18 protein-coding genes are annotated in these 20,146 nt (G+C 41.7%); 14 read left to right on the top strand and 4 right to left on the bottom strand.

Features of this window, described 5'->3' with window-relative positions; all coding sequences use genetic code 11:
* The first annotated feature begins 273 nt into the window (after positions 1-273).
* Positions 274-2,082: a choice-of-anchor I family protein gene (locus Q0779_RS04555; RefSeq protein WP_298769974.1), complete on the top strand. Its 1,809-nt coding sequence runs from the start codon at positions 274-276 to the stop codon at positions 2,080-2,082.
* Between the two features lie 99 nt (positions 2,083-2,181).
* Here the strand turns inward: Q0779_RS04555 and Q0779_RS04560 are convergent, their stop codons facing one another.
* Positions 2,182-2,532, bottom strand: coding sequence for a hypothetical protein (locus Q0779_RS04560; RefSeq protein ID WP_298769976.1), 351 nt, complete (start codon positions 2,530-2,532; stop codon positions 2,182-2,184).
* 219 nt (positions 2,533-2,751) lie between these two features.
* Here Q0779_RS04560 and Q0779_RS04565 point away from each other — a divergent pair, with 219 nt between their 5' ends.
* Positions 2,752-3,516 carry a Nif3-like dinuclear metal center hexameric protein gene (locus Q0779_RS04565; RefSeq protein ID WP_298769978.1) on the top strand — a complete coding sequence of 255 codons (765 nt, stop codon included), beginning with the start codon at positions 2,752-2,754 and terminating at the stop codon, positions 3,514-3,516.
* Between the two features lie 243 nt (positions 3,517-3,759).
* Here Q0779_RS04565 and metG read toward each other — a convergent pair whose 3' ends face one another.
* Positions 3,760-5,823: a methionine--tRNA ligase gene (gene metG / locus Q0779_RS04570; RefSeq protein ID WP_298769980.1), complete on the bottom strand. Its 2,064-nt coding sequence runs from the start codon at positions 5,821-5,823 to the stop codon at positions 3,760-3,762.
* Positions 5,824-5,983: 160 nt separating this feature from the next.
* On the opposite strand from metG, the gene apbC reads away from it, so the two are divergent.
* The 8 genes from apbC (at position 5,984) to Q0779_RS04610 (ending at position 12,801) form a co-directional block, all read left to right on the top strand.
* Positions 5,984-7,093 carry an iron-sulfur cluster carrier protein ApbC gene (gene apbC / locus Q0779_RS04575; protein ID WP_298769982.1) on the top strand — a complete coding sequence of 370 codons (1,110 nt, stop codon included), beginning with the start codon at positions 5,984-5,986 and terminating at the stop codon, positions 7,091-7,093.
* Between the two features lie 15 nt (positions 7,094-7,108).
* Positions 7,109-7,747, top strand: coding sequence for a uridine kinase (udk, locus tag Q0779_RS04580; RefSeq protein ID WP_298769984.1), 639 nt, complete (start codon positions 7,109-7,111; stop codon positions 7,745-7,747).
* Between the two features lie 32 nt (positions 7,748-7,779).
* Entirely contained in the window at positions 7,780-8,364 is a 585-nt protein-coding gene (gene dcd, locus Q0779_RS04585; RefSeq protein ID WP_298769986.1) for a dCTP deaminase, read from the top strand.
* Between the two features lie 87 nt (positions 8,365-8,451).
* Positions 8,452-9,270, top strand: a complete 819-nt coding sequence (gene pabC / locus Q0779_RS04590; protein WP_298769988.1) for an aminodeoxychorismate lyase — start codon at positions 8,452-8,454, stop codon at positions 9,268-9,270.
* 44 nt (positions 9,271-9,314) lie between these two features.
* Positions 9,315-10,322: an endolytic transglycosylase MltG gene (gene mltG / locus Q0779_RS04595; protein WP_298769990.1), complete on the top strand. Its 1,008-nt coding sequence runs from the start codon at positions 9,315-9,317 to the stop codon at positions 10,320-10,322.
* Positions 10,323-10,401: 79 nt separating this feature from the next.
* Positions 10,402-11,019, top strand: a complete 618-nt coding sequence (tmk, locus tag Q0779_RS04600) for a dTMP kinase (RefSeq protein WP_298769992.1) — start codon at positions 10,402-10,404, stop codon at positions 11,017-11,019.
* Position 11,020: 1 nt separating this feature from the next.
* Positions 11,021-11,941, top strand: a complete 921-nt coding sequence (gene holB / locus Q0779_RS04605) for a DNA polymerase III subunit delta' (protein WP_298769994.1) — start codon at positions 11,021-11,023, stop codon at positions 11,939-11,941.
* A gap of 74 nt (positions 11,942-12,015) precedes the next feature.
* Positions 12,016-12,801 (top strand): TatD family hydrolase, encoded by a 786-nt coding sequence (locus Q0779_RS04610; RefSeq protein WP_298769996.1) that lies wholly within the window; start codon positions 12,016-12,018, stop codon positions 12,799-12,801.
* 161 nt (positions 12,802-12,962) lie between these two features.
* Here the strand turns inward: Q0779_RS04610 and rsmF are convergent, their stop codons facing one another.
* A complete protein-coding gene (gene rsmF, locus Q0779_RS04615; RefSeq protein WP_298769998.1) occupies positions 12,963-14,381 on the bottom strand; it encodes a 16S rRNA (cytosine(1407)-C(5))-methyltransferase RsmF in 1,419 nt (472 codons plus the stop codon).
* 124 nt (positions 14,382-14,505) lie between these two features.
* Between rsmF and Q0779_RS04620 the strand changes: the two genes are divergently transcribed.
* The 4 genes from Q0779_RS04620 (at position 14,506) to Q0779_RS04635 (ending at position 18,784) form a co-directional block, all read left to right on the top strand.
* Positions 14,506-15,732, top strand: a complete 1,227-nt coding sequence (locus Q0779_RS04620) for a nucleoside recognition domain-containing protein (RefSeq protein WP_298770000.1) — start codon at positions 14,506-14,508, stop codon at positions 15,730-15,732.
* A gap of 363 nt (positions 15,733-16,095) precedes the next feature.
* Positions 16,096-17,127 carry a hypothetical protein gene (locus tag Q0779_RS04625; protein WP_298770002.1) on the top strand — a complete coding sequence of 344 codons (1,032 nt, stop codon included), beginning with the start codon at positions 16,096-16,098 and terminating at the stop codon, positions 17,125-17,127.
* 81 nt (positions 17,128-17,208) lie between these two features.
* Positions 17,209-17,649 (top strand): YcgN family cysteine cluster protein, encoded by a 441-nt coding sequence (locus tag Q0779_RS04630; RefSeq protein WP_298770004.1) that lies wholly within the window; start codon positions 17,209-17,211, stop codon positions 17,647-17,649.
* A 688-nt stretch (positions 17,650-18,337) separates the two neighbouring features.
* Positions 18,338-18,784, top strand: coding sequence for a GNAT family N-acetyltransferase (locus tag Q0779_RS04635; protein WP_298770006.1), 447 nt, complete (start codon positions 18,338-18,340; stop codon positions 18,782-18,784).
* A 51-nt stretch (positions 18,785-18,835) separates the two neighbouring features.
* Here the strand turns inward: Q0779_RS04635 and Q0779_RS04640 are convergent, their stop codons facing one another.
* Complete coding sequence (locus Q0779_RS04640) at positions 18,836-20,101, bottom strand: amino acid permease (protein ID WP_298770008.1); 1,266 nt, start codon at positions 20,099-20,101, stop codon at positions 18,836-18,838.
* Between the last annotated feature and the right edge of the window lie 45 nt (positions 20,102-20,146).

Genomic DNA, 20,146 nt, shown 5'->3' on the forward strand with positions numbered 1-20,146 from the left:
ACAATAAAAGGGACCTTGATGAAAATACAAGTTCTCATGGCCATTTCATTTTAAATTACTATAAATTTCATTTAAATGTAGTTGTTACGTTTCATTTAATTGTTATTTCGTTGTCATATTTTCTTCTTTGTTATGTTTTATGCTGAGTTTAGGGCGCTTTTTAAGGGCGCTTTTTAAGGGCGCTTTTTAAGGGCGCTTTTTAAGGGCGCTTCAAAGCGTGATGGATGAAAGATTCATAATAACCACAAATTATATTCAAGGAATGGCACATAAATGAAATCATTAAGACTGATATTACCGCTCTTGCTTTCGAGCCTGTTATTAATGGCCTGCTTTGATAGTGATGAAGGTAACACTGCTAGCGATGAAAGCAGTGTGTCTTTGAGCGCGCTTACGCCTGTGACCTCTGAGGTTTCTTCAAATGAGTCATGTGATGATGAGTTCATTATTGACGGTAATCATTGTATTCAGTCAGGTGAATTTTCAATGCAGCTTATTGCGCGATATGCCAGTCATGAATTTGGGGTTAGTGCCGCTGAAATTGTCGATTATCACCCAGAGACGGCGCAAATCTTCGTGATTAATGCGCAAAGTGTAAAAGTGGATATTTTGGATGCGTCATTACTTGAAAGCGCAGAAGCTGTGAGTGGTGAAGCGTCATTCATACTTGAAAATATGACAAAAATCGGTGAAATTGATGTAGCCAGTGATGTTAATTTACCCTATGTCGGTGGGGTGAATAGTGTGGCAATTTATCAAAATTTGTTAGCGGTTGCACTTGAGCGGGGGAATGAACAAGGTCATCCTAAGCAAGGTAAGGGCTTAGTTGCTTTTTATCGGCTAACAGAGGGGGGAAGCGTGGTATTTCTTCATGGCGTTGAAGTGGGTTACTTACCTGATAATGTCGTGTTTACGCCCAATGGTGCTCAGTTATTGATTGCCAATGAAGGTGAGCCCAATGATGATTATACCGTAGATCCCGTCGGTAGCATTTCAGTGATTGATATTGTCGACAATACCCCTAGTACACAGGCGACTCATATTCATTTTACAGACTTTAATCAAGGAGAGGCGCGTTTTGATGAACTGAGTTCTTTGGTTAAAATCAATGGTCCTAATGCCAGCGTGGCGCAGGATTTAGAACCTGAATACATCAGCATTAGTGAGGACGGGCTAATGGCTTTCGTCAGCCTGCAAGAAAATAATGCGATTGCAAAAATACGTTTATCGAGTATGACGGTTGAGGCAATATGGCCCTTAGGGTTAAAGGATTTTGGCATTCAAGGTAATGAAATCGATGCCAGCGATAAAGATGATGGCATTAATATTCAGTCTTACAGTGGTGTGTATGGGCTATATCAACCGGATACGATTGCCAGCTATCGTTGGAATAACGCAGATTTTATTGTCTCGGCTAACGAGGGGGACGCGCGTGATTATGAAGGGTTCTCTGAAGAAGTTCGGGCAGAGGATTTATCACTGATTGCAGAACATCCTCAATACTTGTCTGCGCAAGATAAGACCCAGTTAGGGCGTTTGAAAGTCACCACCAGTATGGGTGATGAAAATGATGATGGTGAGTATGAGCAATTCATGAGTTTCGGCGGGCGTTCATTTTCGATTTGGGATCAAAATGGGTTACTCGTTTTTGACAGTGGTAGCGATTTTGCGCGAATAACGGCGGCTGTACTAGGAGAAGATTTCAATAATAATAATGAGAAAAATAAAGGCGATAGCCGCAGTGATGATAAAGGGGCTGAGCCTGAAGCGTTAGCACTAGGTCAGGTGGGCAGCCGTCATTATGCGTTTATTGGCTTGGAGCGAGTCGGTGGCGTGATGGTGTATGACATTACCAATCCTTTTGATGTGTCTTTTGTGGATTATGTCAATAATCGAGACATGAGCATTGATTTTGACATAGATGGGAAGGAGATTAATGGCTCACCGGGTGTGGTGGGTGATTTAGGGCCTGAAGGCATGCGCTTTATACCGGCGGATAAGAGTCCTTCCGCAGACGCATTATTGATTATTGCGAACGAAGTGAGCGGCAGTACCAGTGTTTATCAACTGAGTGGAAGGTAAATATGAAAGCGTCTGGGAAAGGAGATGCTTTGTTTATATTGATAGCTCCGTTATTGCAATAATGATGGAGCTATCAGGAGAGGGAGTGTCAAATGCGGATTAAAAACCGCGGGGTAATTGGCCTTGTCCAGCCAATTTTTGGCGCCATAGTTCTTTTGGCGTTTGCCCTGCTGCCTTTGCTGTTGTTTGTGTTTTGGCAACCTTGATTGTTTTTGCTTTAGGCGCTGCTTGTACTTTTTCGACGATTGGTGTCGGCGTTTCAGCTTTTTTAGTCGTTTCCTCGGTGTTAAACTCTGCAAACATAGATTCTAATTCACTGAAACGTAAAGATTTACCGCCATCGATTTTGTACCAGCTTCCTTTTTGCTCAATAGAGACCTTTTGGCCTTGTTGGCTTGATAAAAAGCCCTCAAGTTGGCTGATAACTTCTTCTTTGGTCAGTTTAGACATAGTTGTAACCTGTTAATTTTTTGTGTGTACATAACGAATTGGCGTGATTTTATAGGGTAAAGCACTCTCATGTCCAATTTTCGATGAAATTCGTGACTTTTAGCTTGTTTTGTAGAGTTTTTGAGCGATAAAGGCAAAGTGTCGGGTAAGTCATGGAACAATCAAATAGATCGGTTACAATAAGGGTTTACGCACCGTCTTAGGAATTATGGCCGCTTTATGTTACGTACTGAATTAACTAATTATTTGTCTTCATTTTTAAATATCAATACGTTTAAAGATTACGCACCTAATGGGTTGCAAGTAGAGGGGGGTCAAGAAGTCAACACTATTGTGACTGGAGTGACGGCTTGTCAGGCGTTAATTGATGAAGCTATTGCATTAAAAGCCGATGCACTTTTAGTGCATCATGGTTTTTTTTGGAAAAATGAGCCTGAAGTGATCACGGGCATGAAGCAAAAACGTATTAAAGCTTTGCTTGAAAATAACATTAATTTATATGGGTATCATTTGCCTTTAGATGCACATCCTGAGGTGGGAAATAATGTTGAGTTAGGCCGACAATTGAAATTTGATAATATTGAAGCGGTTGACAATATTGCGGGTTTATCTACGCCTGGTTTGCTATGGAAAGGGACATTGCCCGAAAAGATGCTTGCCACAGAGTTCTCTGGGTTGCTAGAAGCGGTATTAGATCGTAAAGCATTGCATTTGGGGGATGAAAATCAAATGATAGCATCGGTTGCATGGTGCACAGGAGGCGCTCAAGATTATATTGATTTAGCGGCGCAGTTAGGCGTAGATGCCTTTATTAGTGGTGAAGCATCTGAGCGTACTTTTCATTGTGCCATTGAGCAACATATTCACTATTTTTCTGCGGGACATCACGCGACTGAACGTTATGGGATCCAAGCTTTGGGACGGCATTTAGAGGCACAATTTGGTTTAACGCATCACTTTATCGATATTGATAATCCGGTCTAGAATGACTTGTTGGTTTAAAGGTGAGTCGCAGTGTTAGAGTAGACTCGATTGGTGAGGTGTTATTGTTGAATAATAATATCTTACTTTTTCGACTAAAGTTGTGTGATGTTCGACTTTAAAGATGATAGAAGAAAACAGCACGCAATTGAGCTAGGGTCGATAGCTGCGGAATATTAGATATTGCGATCAAAAAAGCCGCTTTAATAAAAAGCGGCTTTTTTTATGCGTGAAATCAAGTGGAGACTATTTCACTTTCATGCCAGGCTGGGCGCCCTCATGGGGCTCCATGATCCACAAGTCTTTTCCGCCAGGGCCTGCGGCTAATACCATGCCTTCTGAGGTGCCAAAGCGCATCTCACGCGGCGCAAGGTTGGCAACCATTACGGTGAGCTTGCCTTCTAAATCTTCAGGCGCGTAAGCTGATTTTATGCCAGCAAAGACTTGCTTGGTTTCGCCGCCTAAATCCAGCTCTAATCGCAGTAACTTCTTGGCTTCTTTTACATGCTCTGCTTTGGCGATACGGGCAATGCGTAAGTCAATTTTAGCAAAGTCATCAAAGCTGATCTCTGGGCTAATAGGCTCTTGTTCTAGCGGCGATACACTTGAGGCCGTGTCTGTTGCCTCTTTAGAGGCCGTCTGCTCACTGTTTGTGGTCACTTGCAGGTTTTCCGTCGATGCATCGGTGATAGCTTGAATATTTTTCATATCAACGCGCTGCATCAAGGCCTTAAAGGATTTAATTTCATGCCCAGTGAGATCGGTATTTAAGCTATCCCAAGTGAGTGTTAGTTGTAAAAAGGCTTCCACATCGCTGGCCAGCTTAGGTAACACGGGTTTCAGGTAAGTACACAAAATGCGGAATAAATTCAGTGCATGACTACAAACTTGATGAGCTTGTGTTTGTGTTTCTTCTTGTTTGATCAGCTGCCAAGGTGCGGCTTCAGCCACATAGGCATTGGCTAAATCAGCCAGTGCCATAATTTCACGCATGGCTTTGCCGTATTCACGGGTTTCATAAAGCTCGGCGATGGTGTCTTGTTTCGCTAAGAAGGTTTCTGTGAGGCTATTGTCTGTGACTGATGCCAATTTGCCTTCAAAACGTTTGCTAATAAACCCAGCAGTGCGAGAGGCGAGATTGACGAGCTTACCCACAAGATCGGAGTTAACGCGCTGAGCGAAATCTTCAAGGTTTAAATCTAAATCATCAATACGACTACTGAGCTTGGCTGCGTAATAATAACGTAAGTACTCTGGATTTAAATGATCTAAATAAGTGCGGGCCTTAATAAAAGTGCCTTTTGATTTAGACATTTTGGCGCCATTAACGGTGACATAGCCGTGAGCATAAACACTCGTCGGTTTACGAAGGCCTGCACCTTCTAGCATGGCAGGCCAAAATAGGCTGTGGAAATAGACAATGTCTTTACCGATGAAATGATAGACTTCTGCGCTTGAGTCTTTGGCCCAAAAATCATCAAAGCTAATATCGCCGCGTTTATCACACAGGTTTTTAAAGGAACCCATATAACCGATAGGTGCATCTAACCATACATAAAAGAATTTACCTGGTGCATCGGGTATTTCAAAACCGAAATAAGGCGCATCGCGGGAAATATCCCACTGTTGTAGGCCTTGTTCAAACCATTCGCCTAACTTATTGGCCATTTCAGCCTGCAAAGAGCCAGAATTTATCCACTCTTTTAACATGCTTTCAAATGCAGGTAAGTCAAAAAAGAAATGCTCAGAGTTTTTCATGATGGGCGTTGCACCCGATACTGCTGACTTTGGGTTGATCAAATCTGTGGTGCTATAAGTGGCACCACAATTATCACAGTTATCGCCGTATTGATCGTCCGAGTGGCAACGAGGGCAAGTGCCTTTAACAAAACGATCCGGTAAAAACATGGATTTTTCAGGATCAAATAACTGTGAGATGGTTTTGGTTTTGATGTAACCACCCTCACGTAGTTTTAAATAAATGTCGCTAGCAAGGGCTTTGTTTTCTTCACTATGCGTGCTGTGAAAGTTATCAAACTGAATGTTGAAATCGGCAAAATCTTGCTGGTGCTCTTGTTGTACCTGGGCAATCATGGCTTCTGGCGCAATTCCCATTTGTTGTGCCTTGAGCATGATTGGGGTGCCATGGGCATCATCGGCACAAATATAATAACATTCATGACCACGTAATTTTTGGTAGCGTGACCAGATGTCTGTTTGAATATATTCCAACATATGCCCTAAATGTATTGGGCCGTTGGCATAGGGAAGTGCACTTGTCACTAATATTTTACGTTGTGAATTCGCCATCTTGTCTCTAAATTGTGTGATGCTTAGAAAGTATGGAGTAGATACTAACCGATCCGTTGAAGACTTTCATTAAAAGCTGATGTAAGTGGATTAAATTCAGACTAATGTTTGCTTTAATATCTGCTACAATTGCACAACTTTTATTTTAGGGAGCGATATTTTGCCTTCAAATAGCCGAGCATTTTCACTAAAAGAACCAATATTAACGTCTGTTTTAAGCCGCTTAGCCTTGATGATTGATACGCACCTTAGGTTGAATTTCCTCGATGCGGATATTGTTAAGAATGTGGAGCTTAATGGCCGTTGTCTTGAAATAACCCTTGTATTTCCGTACCCCTGCCTTTCGCAAAAAACGGCAATTGAACAAGCATTAAAGACGACATTATGTTCAATAACTGAAATTGATGCGGTGAAATGTCACATTGACTTTGAATTTACTGTACAATCTGCGCCAACAAAGCCACCTATTGAAAATGTTAAGCAAGTGATTGCTGTTGCATCAGGCAAAGGGGGCGTGGGGAAATCAACCACAGCAGTGAACTTAGCACTGGCTTTAGCGGCTGAAGGGGCGAAGGTGGGATTATTAGATGCGGATATTTATGGCCCTTCTATTCCCATTATGCTTGGGATCCCCGATTTTAAACCCGTTTCGCCAGATGGTAAGGTAATGCTACCTGCCGAAGTTCACGGTATTGCGGCACAATCAATCGGTTTTATTGTTGATACCGAAGAAGCGGCTGTGTGGCGAGGCCCGATGGCTGCGGGAGCGTTAGTACAATTGATTAACGAAACCCAGTGGCCAGAATTGGATTATATGGTCATTGATTTACCACCAGGGACGGGGGATATTCAGTTAACCTTGTCACAAAAAGTCCCGCTTAACGGTGCTGTTATTGTGACAACACCACAAGATATCGCGCTGGCTGATGCCCAAAAAGGCATCAATATGTTTCAAAAAGTGAATGTGCCCGTATTAGGGATTGTTGAGAACATGAGTTTTCATGTGTGCAGTGAGTGTGGCCATGAAGAGTACCCATTTGGCCAAAATGGCGGTCAAAAAATGGCGGCACGTCATGAATTGCCGTTACTTGGGCAACTGCCATTAACCTTAGCGATCCGAGAAGATCTGGATAAAGGCTTACCCAGTGTGGTGGCGACACCAGATAATGATATTGCTCAGTTGTATCTAGCGATAGCTAGGCAAGTGGGCGCAGAATTAGCGCTGTCTAAAGCGCAACCAACCGTTTCTATTAGTATGTCGAATGAATAAGGGTTTAGAATACAAATGAATTCACAGCAGTGTGTGATTATTGGGATTGCAGGGGCATCTGCATCAGGTAAAAGTTTAATTGCTAAAACGATTTTTGAAGAATTATGCAGTGATTTAGGCACAGATCAAATAGGTGTGATTTCTGAAGACGCTTATTATCGAGATCAAAGCCATTTGTCGATGGAACAGCGTATTTTAACCAATTACGACCACCCTAAAGCCCTAGATCATGAGTTATTGTGTTGCCATCTACAGCAACTTAAAAAGGGTGATTCTGCCGATATTCCCGTTTACAGTTATAAAGAACACACTCGCACTGATGAAACCTTATCCCTGACACCTAAAAAGGTGATTATTTTAGAAGGGATCTTATTGCTGACTGATCCTGCCCTGCGGGGGATTATGGATGCGACTGTTTTTATGGATACGCCTTTAGATATTTGCTTTATGCGTCGCTTATCTCGTGATGTTGCAGAGCGTGGCCGGACTATGCAGTCGGTGATGTCACAGTATACAGAAACCGTTCGTCCGATGTTTTTACAGTTTATTGAACCATCAAAACAGTATGCAGACATCATTGTACCTCGTGGTGGAAAAAACCGTATTGCGACCGATATCTTGAAAGCGAGAATTCAGCATTTACTCGCAAAATAGCGGCTAAGAGTGATTTTAGAGGATAATAAAATATGCGTTTAACCGATATTGAAATAGAAGCGTGTTTAGACGATGGCACCATCATCATGGAGCCTCGTCCCAGCTCAGATGCCATCAGTGGCGTTAGCGTCGATGTTAAACTGGGTAATCAGTTTCGCGTGTTTAAAGATCATACTGCTCCCTTTATTGATTTGAGCGGCCCAAGCACTCAAGTGCAAGCGGCGTTAGATAGAGTGATGAGTGATACCATAGTCATTGCTGATGATGAGTCTTTTTTCCTGCATCCTGGCGAGCTTGCGCTATCCATTACCCATGAAAATGTGACTTTACCTGCGGATATTGTGGGTTGGTTAGATGGGCGTTCATCCTTAGCGAGATTAGGCTTAATGGTACATGTGACGGCACATCGTATTGATCCCGGTTGGCAAGGGAAAATTGTACTGGAGTTTTATAATAGTGGTAAATTGCCATTAGCTTTAAAGCCCTTAATGACAATTGGAGCGCTTAATTTTGAGCGATTAAGGCATGCGGTGGCGAAGCCTTATAACACACGAAAAAGTGCGAAATATAAAGATCAGCAAGAAGCCGTTGCCAGTCGTATTAGTCAGGATAACTAATCAAGAAAGCAATGGGGTGATGATTTCAGCGGCTTTATTTTAAGGTAGGTCAATAAAGCCAAAGAAAAACAAAGGCAAGGTTGAGGTATGGCGACAGTCTGGGTGAATGGGGTTGAAAGTGGCCAAGTGATGCCTTTTGATAGGGGGCTGGCTTATGGTGATGGGTTATTTGCAACCATGCGTGTGAGCCATCATGAGATACAGTTTTTAGCTGCACATTTACAGCGACTATCTCAAGGAGCCAAGCGTTTAGGGTTTGACTGGCAAGCATCACAGACATTGCAAGAAAGGTTAGCTCAGCAAGCCGCGAGTTTAGGGCAAGGTTGTATTAAGCTATTATTGACCCGAGGCTGTGGTGGTCGAGGGTATGCTGCGCCTACCCAAATACAGATCACAGAAGTGATGTCCGTACACCCCATTCCCGATCATTACAAACGTTGGCAACAGCAAGGTATTTCATTGGTTAGCAGTGATGTGGTACTGAGTCGACAGCCAAGATTAGCGGGCATCAAACATTGTAATCGTCTTGAACAAATATTGATAAAGTCAACGCCTGTGCCTTTAGGTTTTGATGATTATTTGGTCCTTGATGAACAAGGTTTAGTGATAGAATCTTCTATGGCCAATCTTTTCTTTATGGATAATCATCAGGTGATTTATACGCCTGCATTGAGTCACAGCGGTGTTGCTGGCATGATGCGTGAGCAAGTCATGCATGCGGTGTTAGCGTTAGGTTTTTCGGTCAATGTGACACCTATCCCCATGAGCCAGTTGAACGATTTTTCTTCAGCATTTGTCACTAATAGTTTATTGGGTGTTGTAGATGTGGTACGTATCAATGACGTGGTGATGAGTAAGAGTCCATTAACACACACTTTGCGTACTGTGTTGAAACTGGGGCAGTGAACGGGCAAGTATTATAGGTTGTAATTGTATTGTAGGTTGTAATAATGAAAAAAATGGCGCTAGGATTTATCGCAAGTAGTCTGGTTGTATTACTGTTAGCTGCAATGGGGGCGTATTGGGCCTATCAGACATTATTGGACTATGGAAGTCGTTCGATAGAAACAGCGGTTCCCGTCGAATTACAAGTCAAAAGAGGCACATCTTTTTATGAATTGGCAGAGCAATTACAAGCTCAAGGCTTAATCGATGATGCCCAAAAATTACGCTGGTTGGCGCGTATAAAACCTGGTATCGCCCACATTCGTTCAGGGCTATATCAAGTCGAACCCACTGATAGTATTGATAGTTTGCTGCTTAAAATTGCTAAAAATCAAGAAAAAGTCTTCACATTGACCTTAATAGATGGACTCACAGTAAAAGAGTGGAGCGCGCAATTACAAAACGCGCAGCATATGAGCTATGATCCCGATGTGTTCAATAAAGTATTGCTGGCCAATGGTGATGATTCTCAATTACCCGAAGGCAAGTTTTTCCCTGATACTTATCAGTACCGAGCGGGTGAATCTTTATTTGATGTGTTAAATGCCAGTTATTTAAAAATGCAGCAAGCATTAACCGCTGCTTGGAATGATCGTGATCTCGACTTGCCTTTGACCTCGAAATATCAATTATTAATATTGGCTTCTATTATTGAAAAGGAAACGGCTCAAGCGCAGGAGCGCCCACAAATCGCAGCTGTGTTTATGAATCGTTTGCGTAAAGGCATGCGTTTACAAACGGATCCGACGGTTATTTATGGTATGGGAGAGCGTTATAAAGGCAATATTACTCGAAAAGATCTGCGTGAGCAGACTCCTTTTAATACTTATCGAATTAAAGGGTTAACTCCAACGCCTATTGCTGCGCCAAGTTTAGCAGCCATTCAAGCTGCAGCGCACCCTGCAAAAGTGGATTATTTGTATTTTGTCTCACGTAATGATGGCAGTCATGTGTTTTCTACTACCCTGAAAGCGCACAATCGAGCCGTGAATAAATACCAGCGAAACCGATAGTGACCCAGCATTATTTAATGGCATCATCATTGTTTTTGATGCAACGAATAGCTTAACGATGTAGAGAAGATAAAGAGACATGGCGAAGTTTATTGTGATTGAAGGACTAGAAGGGGCAGGAAAGTCGAGTGCCATTGCTTTAGTCAGAGATTTTATTGAAAAGAAAGTGGGCTCAGTGCCTATCTGTACTCGAGAGCCGGGTGGGACACCACTGGCAGAAAAAATGCGCGATCTTGTTAAAGTTGCCGATGAGAGCGATCCTCTTTGTGATGAAGCTGAATGCTTACTTATTTATGCCGCTAGAGCACAACTTATTGCAAATGTAATAAAACCTGCACTTGGGAAAGGTTTGTGGGTATTAGGTGATCGACATAACTTGTCATCTTTGGCTTATCAAGGGGGCGGACGTCAATTGATGCCGTTAGTCGAGGCGGTGAGCGAGGCAACACTGCACGGTTTTAAACCTGATTTAACCTTGTATTTAGATATTGCGCCTCAGTTAGGGTTGCAACGAGCGGCGGCGAGGGGAGCGTTAGATAGGATAGAACAGCAAGCGTTAGATTTTTTTGAACGAGCACGCCGCACTTATTTAACGTTAGCGGCACTTGATGATAGCATAGTGGTCATCGATGCCAGTCAATCAATGGCAGAAGTACATAAAGACATTATTGCTGTACTACAAGCGCAAGGTTGGTAATATGGCTAAAAATTCAATCCCTTGGGTTGATACTGCACTGAGCCAGTTTAGTGACAAGCTCACACATCAGCTCCATGGTCATGCCTATCTTATTGGGTTAGATAAAGGCTATGGTGGCGATGAGCTGGCATTAGGAATGGCCAAGGCCTTGCTTTGCCAAAAAGCCACTCCTCGAGGTGGCTGCGGTTTTTGTAAAGCGTGTTTGTTATTTAAAGCCAATAATCATCCTGATTTTTATCGTATCGAGGCGGATGGTCATCAAATTAAAGTGGATCAAGTTCGTGAACTGTGTCGGCAGCTCACGGCGACCGCTCAACAAGGTGGGCGGCGAGTTGCAGTTTTATTTAACAGTGAACGACTTAATCTTGCTGCGGCCAATGCATTACTGAAAACCCTTGAAGAACCCGGTAAAGAGACAGTGTTATTATTACAGTCAGATACACCGAGTCGATTAATGGCGACGATTAGCAGTCGCTGCCAACGTGTAAAAGTCCTTTTACCCACTTTGCAAGTTATTAGAACTTGGTTGATGAATACGTTAGGTATTGAGCAAGATGCGACTTGGTGTTTACCTGTTGTTGGCGGGCCTATTGCATTGGCACAGTCTATTCAAACGGGAGACTATGACGCATTATTGCGTTTTCGTAAAGCTTGGGCGCAGAGCTTAGCCAGCGGGCGGTTGTCAACGGAATTAATGGCATTAGATGATCCACAAGTCCTCGATGCTATCACTATTCTGTATTTAGTCTTGAAACAGAAGCTTGTTAAACAAACGGACTTAGATGCCATTGTTCGAATGAAAATTGTCGATTTATCTGCTGATATAATGCAGCAATATCATCAACTAAAACTGATGCCCAATATCAATGTTTCGGCATTGTTTAGTAGCTATATTGACGATTATCAACAGATTGTTAAGTAAGTTGAATCACTTGTTGTTAGTGTCGCTTATGGTTATGCTTGCCTTTTAAAAATATGACTCTTAGGAAACCTGTTGTGCTGATAGATTCTCATTGCCATCTTGACCGCTTAAAAGCGGCGCCAGATCAAGCCAGTTTACGCCAAATGATTAATGAGGCAAAAGCACGGGGAGTCGAATATTTTCTTTGTGTGAATGTTCGGCAGAATGGCTTTCAAGCCATGAAAGAACGTGTGGGTGAATTTGCACAAGTGTTTATGTCTGCTGGTGTTCATCCGTTAGATGTGCAAGAAGGGTTAGATATTAATGAATTGCATGGGTTCATTAAGGATCCCAAAGTGGTTGCTATTGGTGAAACCGGATTAGATTATTTCTATGCCGATGAGACAAAATCACTTCAGCAGCAATGTTTTGAGAAGCAAATTGCCCTTGCTGTCGATGTGAATAAGCCGCTCATTGTGCATACTCGTGATGCTCGAAAAGATACCATTGATTTTTTAAAACAGGGACAGGCTGATAAGGTGGGGGGGGTATTGCACTGCTTTACCGAAAGTTATGAAATGGCAAAATCAGCTATGGAGCTGGGCTTTTATATTTCGGTTTCTGGTATTGTGACCTTTAAAAATGCGGCTGAATTACGCACAACCATACGTAAAATTCCTAAAGACAGATTACTGGTTGAAACCGATTCGCCTTACTTAGCGCCTGTTCCTCATAGAGGTAAAGAAAATCAGCCGGCTTTTGTGCGTGATGTGGCTGAGTTTGTGGCGGAGCTCAGAGGTGAAACCTACGAAGAGCTTGCCGCTTATACGTCCGAAAACTTCTTCAATTTATTTAAAGATGCCCGTCAAGGGCTTAAATAAAGCATAAAAAAAGACCCAAAATGATCCGTGAGGTTTTGGGTCTAGGGGAAGGGCTCCTAGGGTGGAGCCATGCGCTAATGTGTTTAAGTCATTCCATCTAACTGGTACTTAAGTGTAGTAGAGGATATTGAATAAGGGCAAGGTTTATTAGTAATATCTAATTATAGTGGAACGACTTTGTCTTTGACTAAGTCCCTCGGTAAGTTGTTTTTTAACTTATTACCTAGGTGTTTTGCCATGCCGAGTAGTTGCCCTTCATAACTCACTAATACTTCGCCTTGTGTTTTGGTTTTACTGCTTAAAAAGATATCGCGACCCATTAGAAATTGTTCTGCCTCTTCTTGGGGTAATGTAATGCTGGCTTTACCGTTCCCCAGTGCCATTAAGGCTTCATGTTTAGCTTTAAATCCTTGTTTAAAGCTATCGGCTAATTTGACCCCAATGCGTTGAAAGCGCATTGAACCGATAAAGGGAATAAAGGGGGTTGGAAACAGCCAATATTCATTTTCTCGTTGCATGATAGTGCCTTGACCTGAGAGATCAATGTCAAAAGTATGGTGAAAGTAATCCATTAGCGCTTGAGTGTGTTTTTGACTTGCTGGGGAAAAAGGAAAGTTCTTTTGCTTATTCGGCTGAGGGACTAATCGTGGTACTGATTGTTTTTTTGTGATTTTTGCAACAAAAAAGCCTTCACTATCGTACACTTGCGGCCAAACATGTAAAAAACCTTCCTCAGTTATCGCTTTATTTGCTTCGGGAAAGAGTTGAGACAAGTCATCAAAGTGAACCGCATCAGGATACAAGTCTTTAAGATATAAACACACGGCTTGGTTTTCTGCTTTATTCAATGTACAGGTAGAGTACACTAAGCTACCACCGGGTTTTAAAGTCAGAAAAGCGGATTGGATCAATGCTTTTTGTGTGGTTGCTATGTCATCAATTTTATCGGGATCCCAATGGGTCAGCGCATCAGGATCTTTTCTCACCGTGCCTTCACCGCTGCAAGGGGCATCCAATAAAATAGCTTCTGTGCTTTCATAGAGATATTCACCAAAAACTCGTGCATCGAAATGGGTGAGTGCTGTATTGCTGATCCCCATTCGTAATACGTTTGCGTGAAGCACTTTTATACGGCTCGCCGAGTATTCGTTGGCGATCAATAGCCCTTGATTGTTCATCATGGCGGCAATTTGTGTGGTTTTTGACCCCGGTGCCGATGCCATGTCTAGCAGTGTATCGGTATCATTGAAATCAAACCCTTGGAATAAGGCGGTTGGGGGTAACATTGAGCTGGCTTCTTGAATATAAAACAAGCCTTGTAAGTGCTCTATGGTGTTGCCCAGTTGACAGTTTTTATTAAAGGTTAACCAAAAGCCTTCTTTGCACCAAGGTATGGGTTCAAAAGACCAGCCAAAGGGGGTCATTCTTTCTATAAAGTGTGCACAACTGATTTTTAATGTATTGACTCGAATAGATAGTCTTAAAGGCTGACCGCAAAAGTGAATAAAGTCGTCAAGGCTGAGGTGGCTTGGAAGATCTTGAGCGATGCTATTAATAAAATTTTGATTTAATTGGACCATATTCAGGGTATGATGCTGAAAAAAACCAGTATATCATAAGAATGGGGCCGACTTCCTGTCTATCGATTATACCCTCCACCCCATTTTGGGCCCAATGGCATGATTAAACATAATAGGGACTGATGTGCTTAATAAAATTTGGTTGTTTTTTTTCGTTATTATCGCCTTGGCAATGGGATTACAGTTAGCTAATGGGCATACCCAAGTATTATCATTGACTGTTGAGTCGCTCTTTAATAGTGCCAAATTGGCGGCAGAAATATCACTGGGACTCATCGGCGTATTGGCGTTATGGATGGGATTAATGCGGGTGGGTGAGCGGGCTGGCGTGGTGGGTGCTTTGGCGAAAGTGTTAGAGCCTTTATTAAGCCGTTTAATGCCTGAAGTACCAAGAGGCCATGCAGCTTATGGCAGTATCACCATGAATTTGATGGCGAATATGTTAGGGTTAGACAATGCTGCAACCCCGCTGGGCTTAAAGGCGATGCATGATTTGCAAAGTTTAAACCCGAATAAATCAGTGGCAACGAATGCCCAAATTCTATTTTTGGTATTAAATACCTCGTCTGTGACTCTTATTCCTGTGACGATTTTTTTGTATCGCGCTCAGCAAGGGGCTGTGGATCCTGCGGAGATCTTTTTACCCATTCTATTGGCCACGTCAGCTTCCAGTATTGCGGGCGTATTGTTAGTGGCGTTTGTGCAAAGGATCTCATTACTCAATACCGTGTTACTGAGCTATTTTAGCGTGATGTTTGCATTATTAGTGGCGTTTGTTTGGTATCTTGGCACCTTAAGTGCGCAAGCGATGGGGAGTTTCTCAAGCTTGTTGGGTAACGGTGTGCTTATTGGCTTAATATTGAGTTTTATACTGATAGCAGGGTATCGAAAAGTGGCTGTTTATGATGAATTTATTGAAGGAGCTAAAGAGGGATTTTCTCAATCGATTCAACTTATTCCATATTTGTTAGCCATGTTAGTGGCCATAGGGTTACTCAGAGCGTCAGGTGCATTAGAGTATTGTCTGGATATGATCCGTCAAGTGGTATTGTTAATGGGGGGAGATGGCCGATTTGTTGAGGCCTTGCCTACCGCTATCATGAAACCTTTTAGTGGCTCAGGTGCCCGTGCCATGATGTTAGAAACCATGAACCAATATGGGGTTGATTCATTTAGTGGGCGATTAGCCGCTATCTTTCAAGGCAGTACTGAAACCACTTTTTATGTACTCGCCGTGTATTTTGGTGCGGTAGGGATCCGTAATGGCCGTCATGCGATTGCATGTGGTTTAGGGGCTGATTTAGCCGGAGTCGTGGCCGCCATATTGGTTTGTTATCAATTTTATGGATAGTCATGGAGAAGCGGGCATTGTAAGATTCTAGTGGAGGTTTGACTGCATTATTTGATACATAATTGCTTATACACTTCATCTGTGTTTAATTTTTGTTGGAATTAAAGGTGAGTTTGTTTATTTTATGGTTTAATTTTGCTTCTTATTTGTTTGCTATCGATATCTTGAAAGATGAATGAAAGTTAATGAATAGTCAGCTTGAAGGTTTTCTAATAGACTGGCAATACCATATTTTTAAGAAAACCTTTTCTCGAGTTTCACCTGTATGGCTCGTGAGGGGATTTTATGCTGTTGTTTTAGGCCCATTAGATGTCTACTGGGTACTATGACTGGGCACTATAAACAGTGTTCTGAAGGTATTCTATGAAAGCAATTTTGTTATTATTGCCCTTATTATTGTTCCCCAAATTGACTTGTGCATTGAGTGTAATAAAAGAGCAAGAGATTGTTTCTTCGTCAGGATCTTCATCTCATTCGCCTAACTTAGTATTAGTGACGATTGATGGTTTAAGATGGAATGAAATGATTGATGGGGCGAATTTAAGGCTGATTAATTCTCCTCATTGGGTACTCGATATCAATCAGGTAAAGCATGATTTCTGGACTGAAGGCAAAGAAAAGAGGCGGGAAAAGATTATGCCATTTTTATGGCAGAAAATGGTGACTCAAGGTGTACTTATTGGCACGGGTCATGATTATATTGCTGATATTGAGCCAAAGGAAGGAGACTGTAATCTATTTCCTGCTATTGATGCTTGTCTTGCAATGTCGTCTACTGATACACAACAGGATAGTGACATTATTCAGTGGCTTAAAAGTGCTTTTCCATTTGGGTCTCTTTCTATGCCCTTTGGCGTTAGACTTACGCCTGTTTTTTTCAAGCATATTGTGAATCAAAAGTCCAGCTATTGGAAAGAAAATCGTTTTGACTCAAAGGCTTATTATTATGCAGCCCAGTCTTTGCGCGCTCATTATCAAAAAGTGACCTATGTTTCTTTTGGTGCGACGGATATGTATTTGCATGAAGGGAATTATGGACAGTATTTATATGCAGCAAGGCGCATTGACGGTTACATTGCACGCTTGTGGGCATTGCTCCAATCGCTGCCACAATATAAAGATAATACGATTATGGTGGTGGTGAACAGTCATCACTTAAAACGTGTCTCTCGCACTGCAACTGAAAAAACGGTTAAGGGGTATTACCCATTATGGTTTGTAGCAATGGGACCTAATATTCGCGCTGTTGGTGAGTTGAACGAGCATTTTCCTATTTCGCCTGCCGACATATCGCATCTGTTATTAATATTGTTAAATAAATCTCCTGAATTAGCCCCGCCCCGGCTGAACACGTTATTAAAGCACTTTTTGGAGCCTGCAAAGGTAATCGAATAAGGTGTCAGCCGTTTGTTAGGTATAGTGGGTCGTTTCATGTAAAATAGACCGATAAAAGATTGAGACAAATGAAGAAGTATTATGGCGTTTTGGAAAACTATCCCTTTAGTTGAAATGAGTCAGTCACAATGGGAATCTTTGTGCGATGGCTGTGGGAAATGCTGCCTAAATAAGATTATTGATGATGAAACGGAAACACTGTATTACACGAATGTGGCCTGTGAATTATTAGAGCATCAACAAGGTGGGTGTCAAGATTATGCTCATCGATTCTCAAAAGTGCCAAGCTGCACAAAAGTCAGCATGGATAATATTGCTGAGCTGACCTGGTTACCTAATAGTTGTGCTTATCGGCGATTGTATTTAGGGCGAGAACTGCCTTCATGGCATCCTTTAATCACAGGGTCAAAAGACGCGATGCAACAAGCTGGTATCGGCATTAACGGTCGTGTCATTGATGAAAAACAGGTGGAGTATCTTGACGATCATATTGTATTATGGCCACTCAAGGATGTGGATTGATACTTATTTAACTTATTTAACTTATTTAACTTATTTAACTTATTTAACTTATTTAACTTATTGTAGCTAAGAGTGACAGTGTTTTATTACTGTCGTTCCTGTTGATAAATCTAACGTATGAGCGATATTCTCACTTTATATTCTAAGATCAATAGTGCTTGTAACAATGGGATAGTCGTGGTTGCGAAGACTGTTTTAAAATAAAAATTATAACGTTATCCCTAGTAAAGCATAATATATAGTCATACTTGCCACACCGTTCAATAAACCTTTAATCGTCTGGATAATTTGCTTTATTTGTTACCAAAAGTGAGGCCTAAGCGAAAGGTAAAGCCATAAAAAGTTTACTTAACGACGCATGTCTTCAGCATAACGACAATCTTATGGCAGTCGATGAGTGTATTAAGCTTAGTAACATTCAGGGTAAATATATTCATTTTCATCAAAGCCAAGATAGGTTCAATTTGAAACCAGATTGGTTTGGTGACATGATGATAGATTAACATTGACCATAACTACAAAGCTAACAAATGAGAAGGCGATATGTGAATTATATCTTTGAATTTGTTATTAAAATAAGCGATAAATAGGGAGGGGTACTAATATCATTCATGCCAATCAATCACTTTTGTGTGGTCGCTTGTCAGCGCTATATTATTGGTAAGGGATCCTCAATGATAAGAACAATATGATAGAAAAACTTGAACATGAAAATGAAGCGGTGGCTAGGCAAATCCATAAAGTATTTCAACATGCCTATAAAATTGAAGCGCAATTGCTTGGCGTGAGTGATTTTCCGCCATTGTCGCGCGCAATTGATGTTATTCAACAGGCAACAACGCTGTTTTATGGCGTATTTGACAAGCATTGTATCGCGGCGGTGATAGAAATTGAGTTAACCGATCAGCAACTGGATATTCATAGTTTAACGGTGGATCCTGAGTATTTTAGAAGAGGGTTTGCTAATCAGCTGATTCGCTATGTGCTTGACAATAAGGATTATTTGACGGCGATTGTTGAAACGGCAGTGGGTAACTTTCCAGCCATTCAATTATACAAAAAACATGGTTTTATCGAATATAGAAGGTGGACACCTTCTCATGGGATCCCTAAATTGGCGATGTCTGTTAGCTGAATGTACGGGTTAATTTTGTAATGAGATAAAGCCTTGGCTTAACTGTTACCTTTATTGGTTATGTTTTTTTAAATAATAATATAAAGGAATGCTGGTCACTAAAAAGGCTAGTCCAAATAACAAGGTTTGAGTTCCACAACTGGCAATCGCATACAAGGCATATAACCCCGCAAGAAACGCAATAATTTGATATAGCCAATATTTATGATTGGATTTATGGTGGAGGTGAATAGTGACTAAAGCGGCTATTGAAGTATAAAGATAGGGAAGAAGGTTAGTGAGGACGGCAATGAGAATAACAATTTCAAATTGTTTGACTAGGCTGGGAGAAATCGTGAGCAGTAATAATAAACTAATGAAAACAGATGTTAATATGACTGCATTTGCGGGAATATCATGGCGGTTTCGTTTGGCGAATAATGTGGGGAAAAGCCGATCTTCTGCTGCATTCATTGGAATTTGACCTTGCAATAATACCCAACCATTAAGGCAACCAAAACAAGAAAGTGCAGCGCCAATAGCGACAATATATTCGCCACCTTGTCCAAATATCTGTGCCGCGGCTAATGCAAAAGGGGCGCTGGATTGTGCTAATTCGCTATTTGGGATCATTCCCATGATGGCAATCGATCCCGAAATATAAGCAAGGGCGGCAATAGCTGTGCCGAGGAGAGTGGCAACGGGAACATTGAAGCGCGGGTTGCTTACAGCGTTAGAAGAAGCGGTTGCCGATTCTACTCCAATAAAGGCCCATAATGTTAATGATACTGAACTCGAGAAGGCAGAGAAATTAGATTGACCAGAAACGTTAAAACTTTGTGTGATGTAATAGGGGTTAAAATAAAACCATCCAATAATCGCGACGAGAAAAATAGGAATGAGTTTACAGATGGTGGTGACTAGTTGAAGAAAACCTGCTGCTCTTGCGCCAAAAATATTGACCAAGGTGACGATCCATACAGCAGTAATTGCGAGTAAACAACTTTGCAATGGTGATAATAGAAAGGGAATGAATACTTGCATATATCCAGCGAATGCAAGCGCAATTGCAGCATTACCGACCCAGATTGCTATCCAATAACTGTATGCGGTCTGAAAGCCCATATAGCGGCCTAATATTGCTTCAGCATAAGCATAGGGGCCTCCCGCTTTTGGGATCCATAGACTCATTTTTGCAAATAAAATTGCCAGTAAAAACGCACCAAGCGTCGTGGCTATCCAACCATATAAACTAATACTGCCTAATCTTGCTAGGCTTGAAGGAAGAAGGAAAATACCAGAGCCTATCATATTTCCAGCAACTAATGCTGTTAGCATCCATAGCCCCATTTTATTTTTTTTCTTGCAGGAACGGTGGTTTTT

The sequence above is a fragment of the uncultured Shewanella sp. genome (assembly GCF_947491715.1).
Classification (GTDB): domain Bacteria; phylum Pseudomonadota; class Gammaproteobacteria; order Enterobacterales; family Shewanellaceae; genus Shewanella.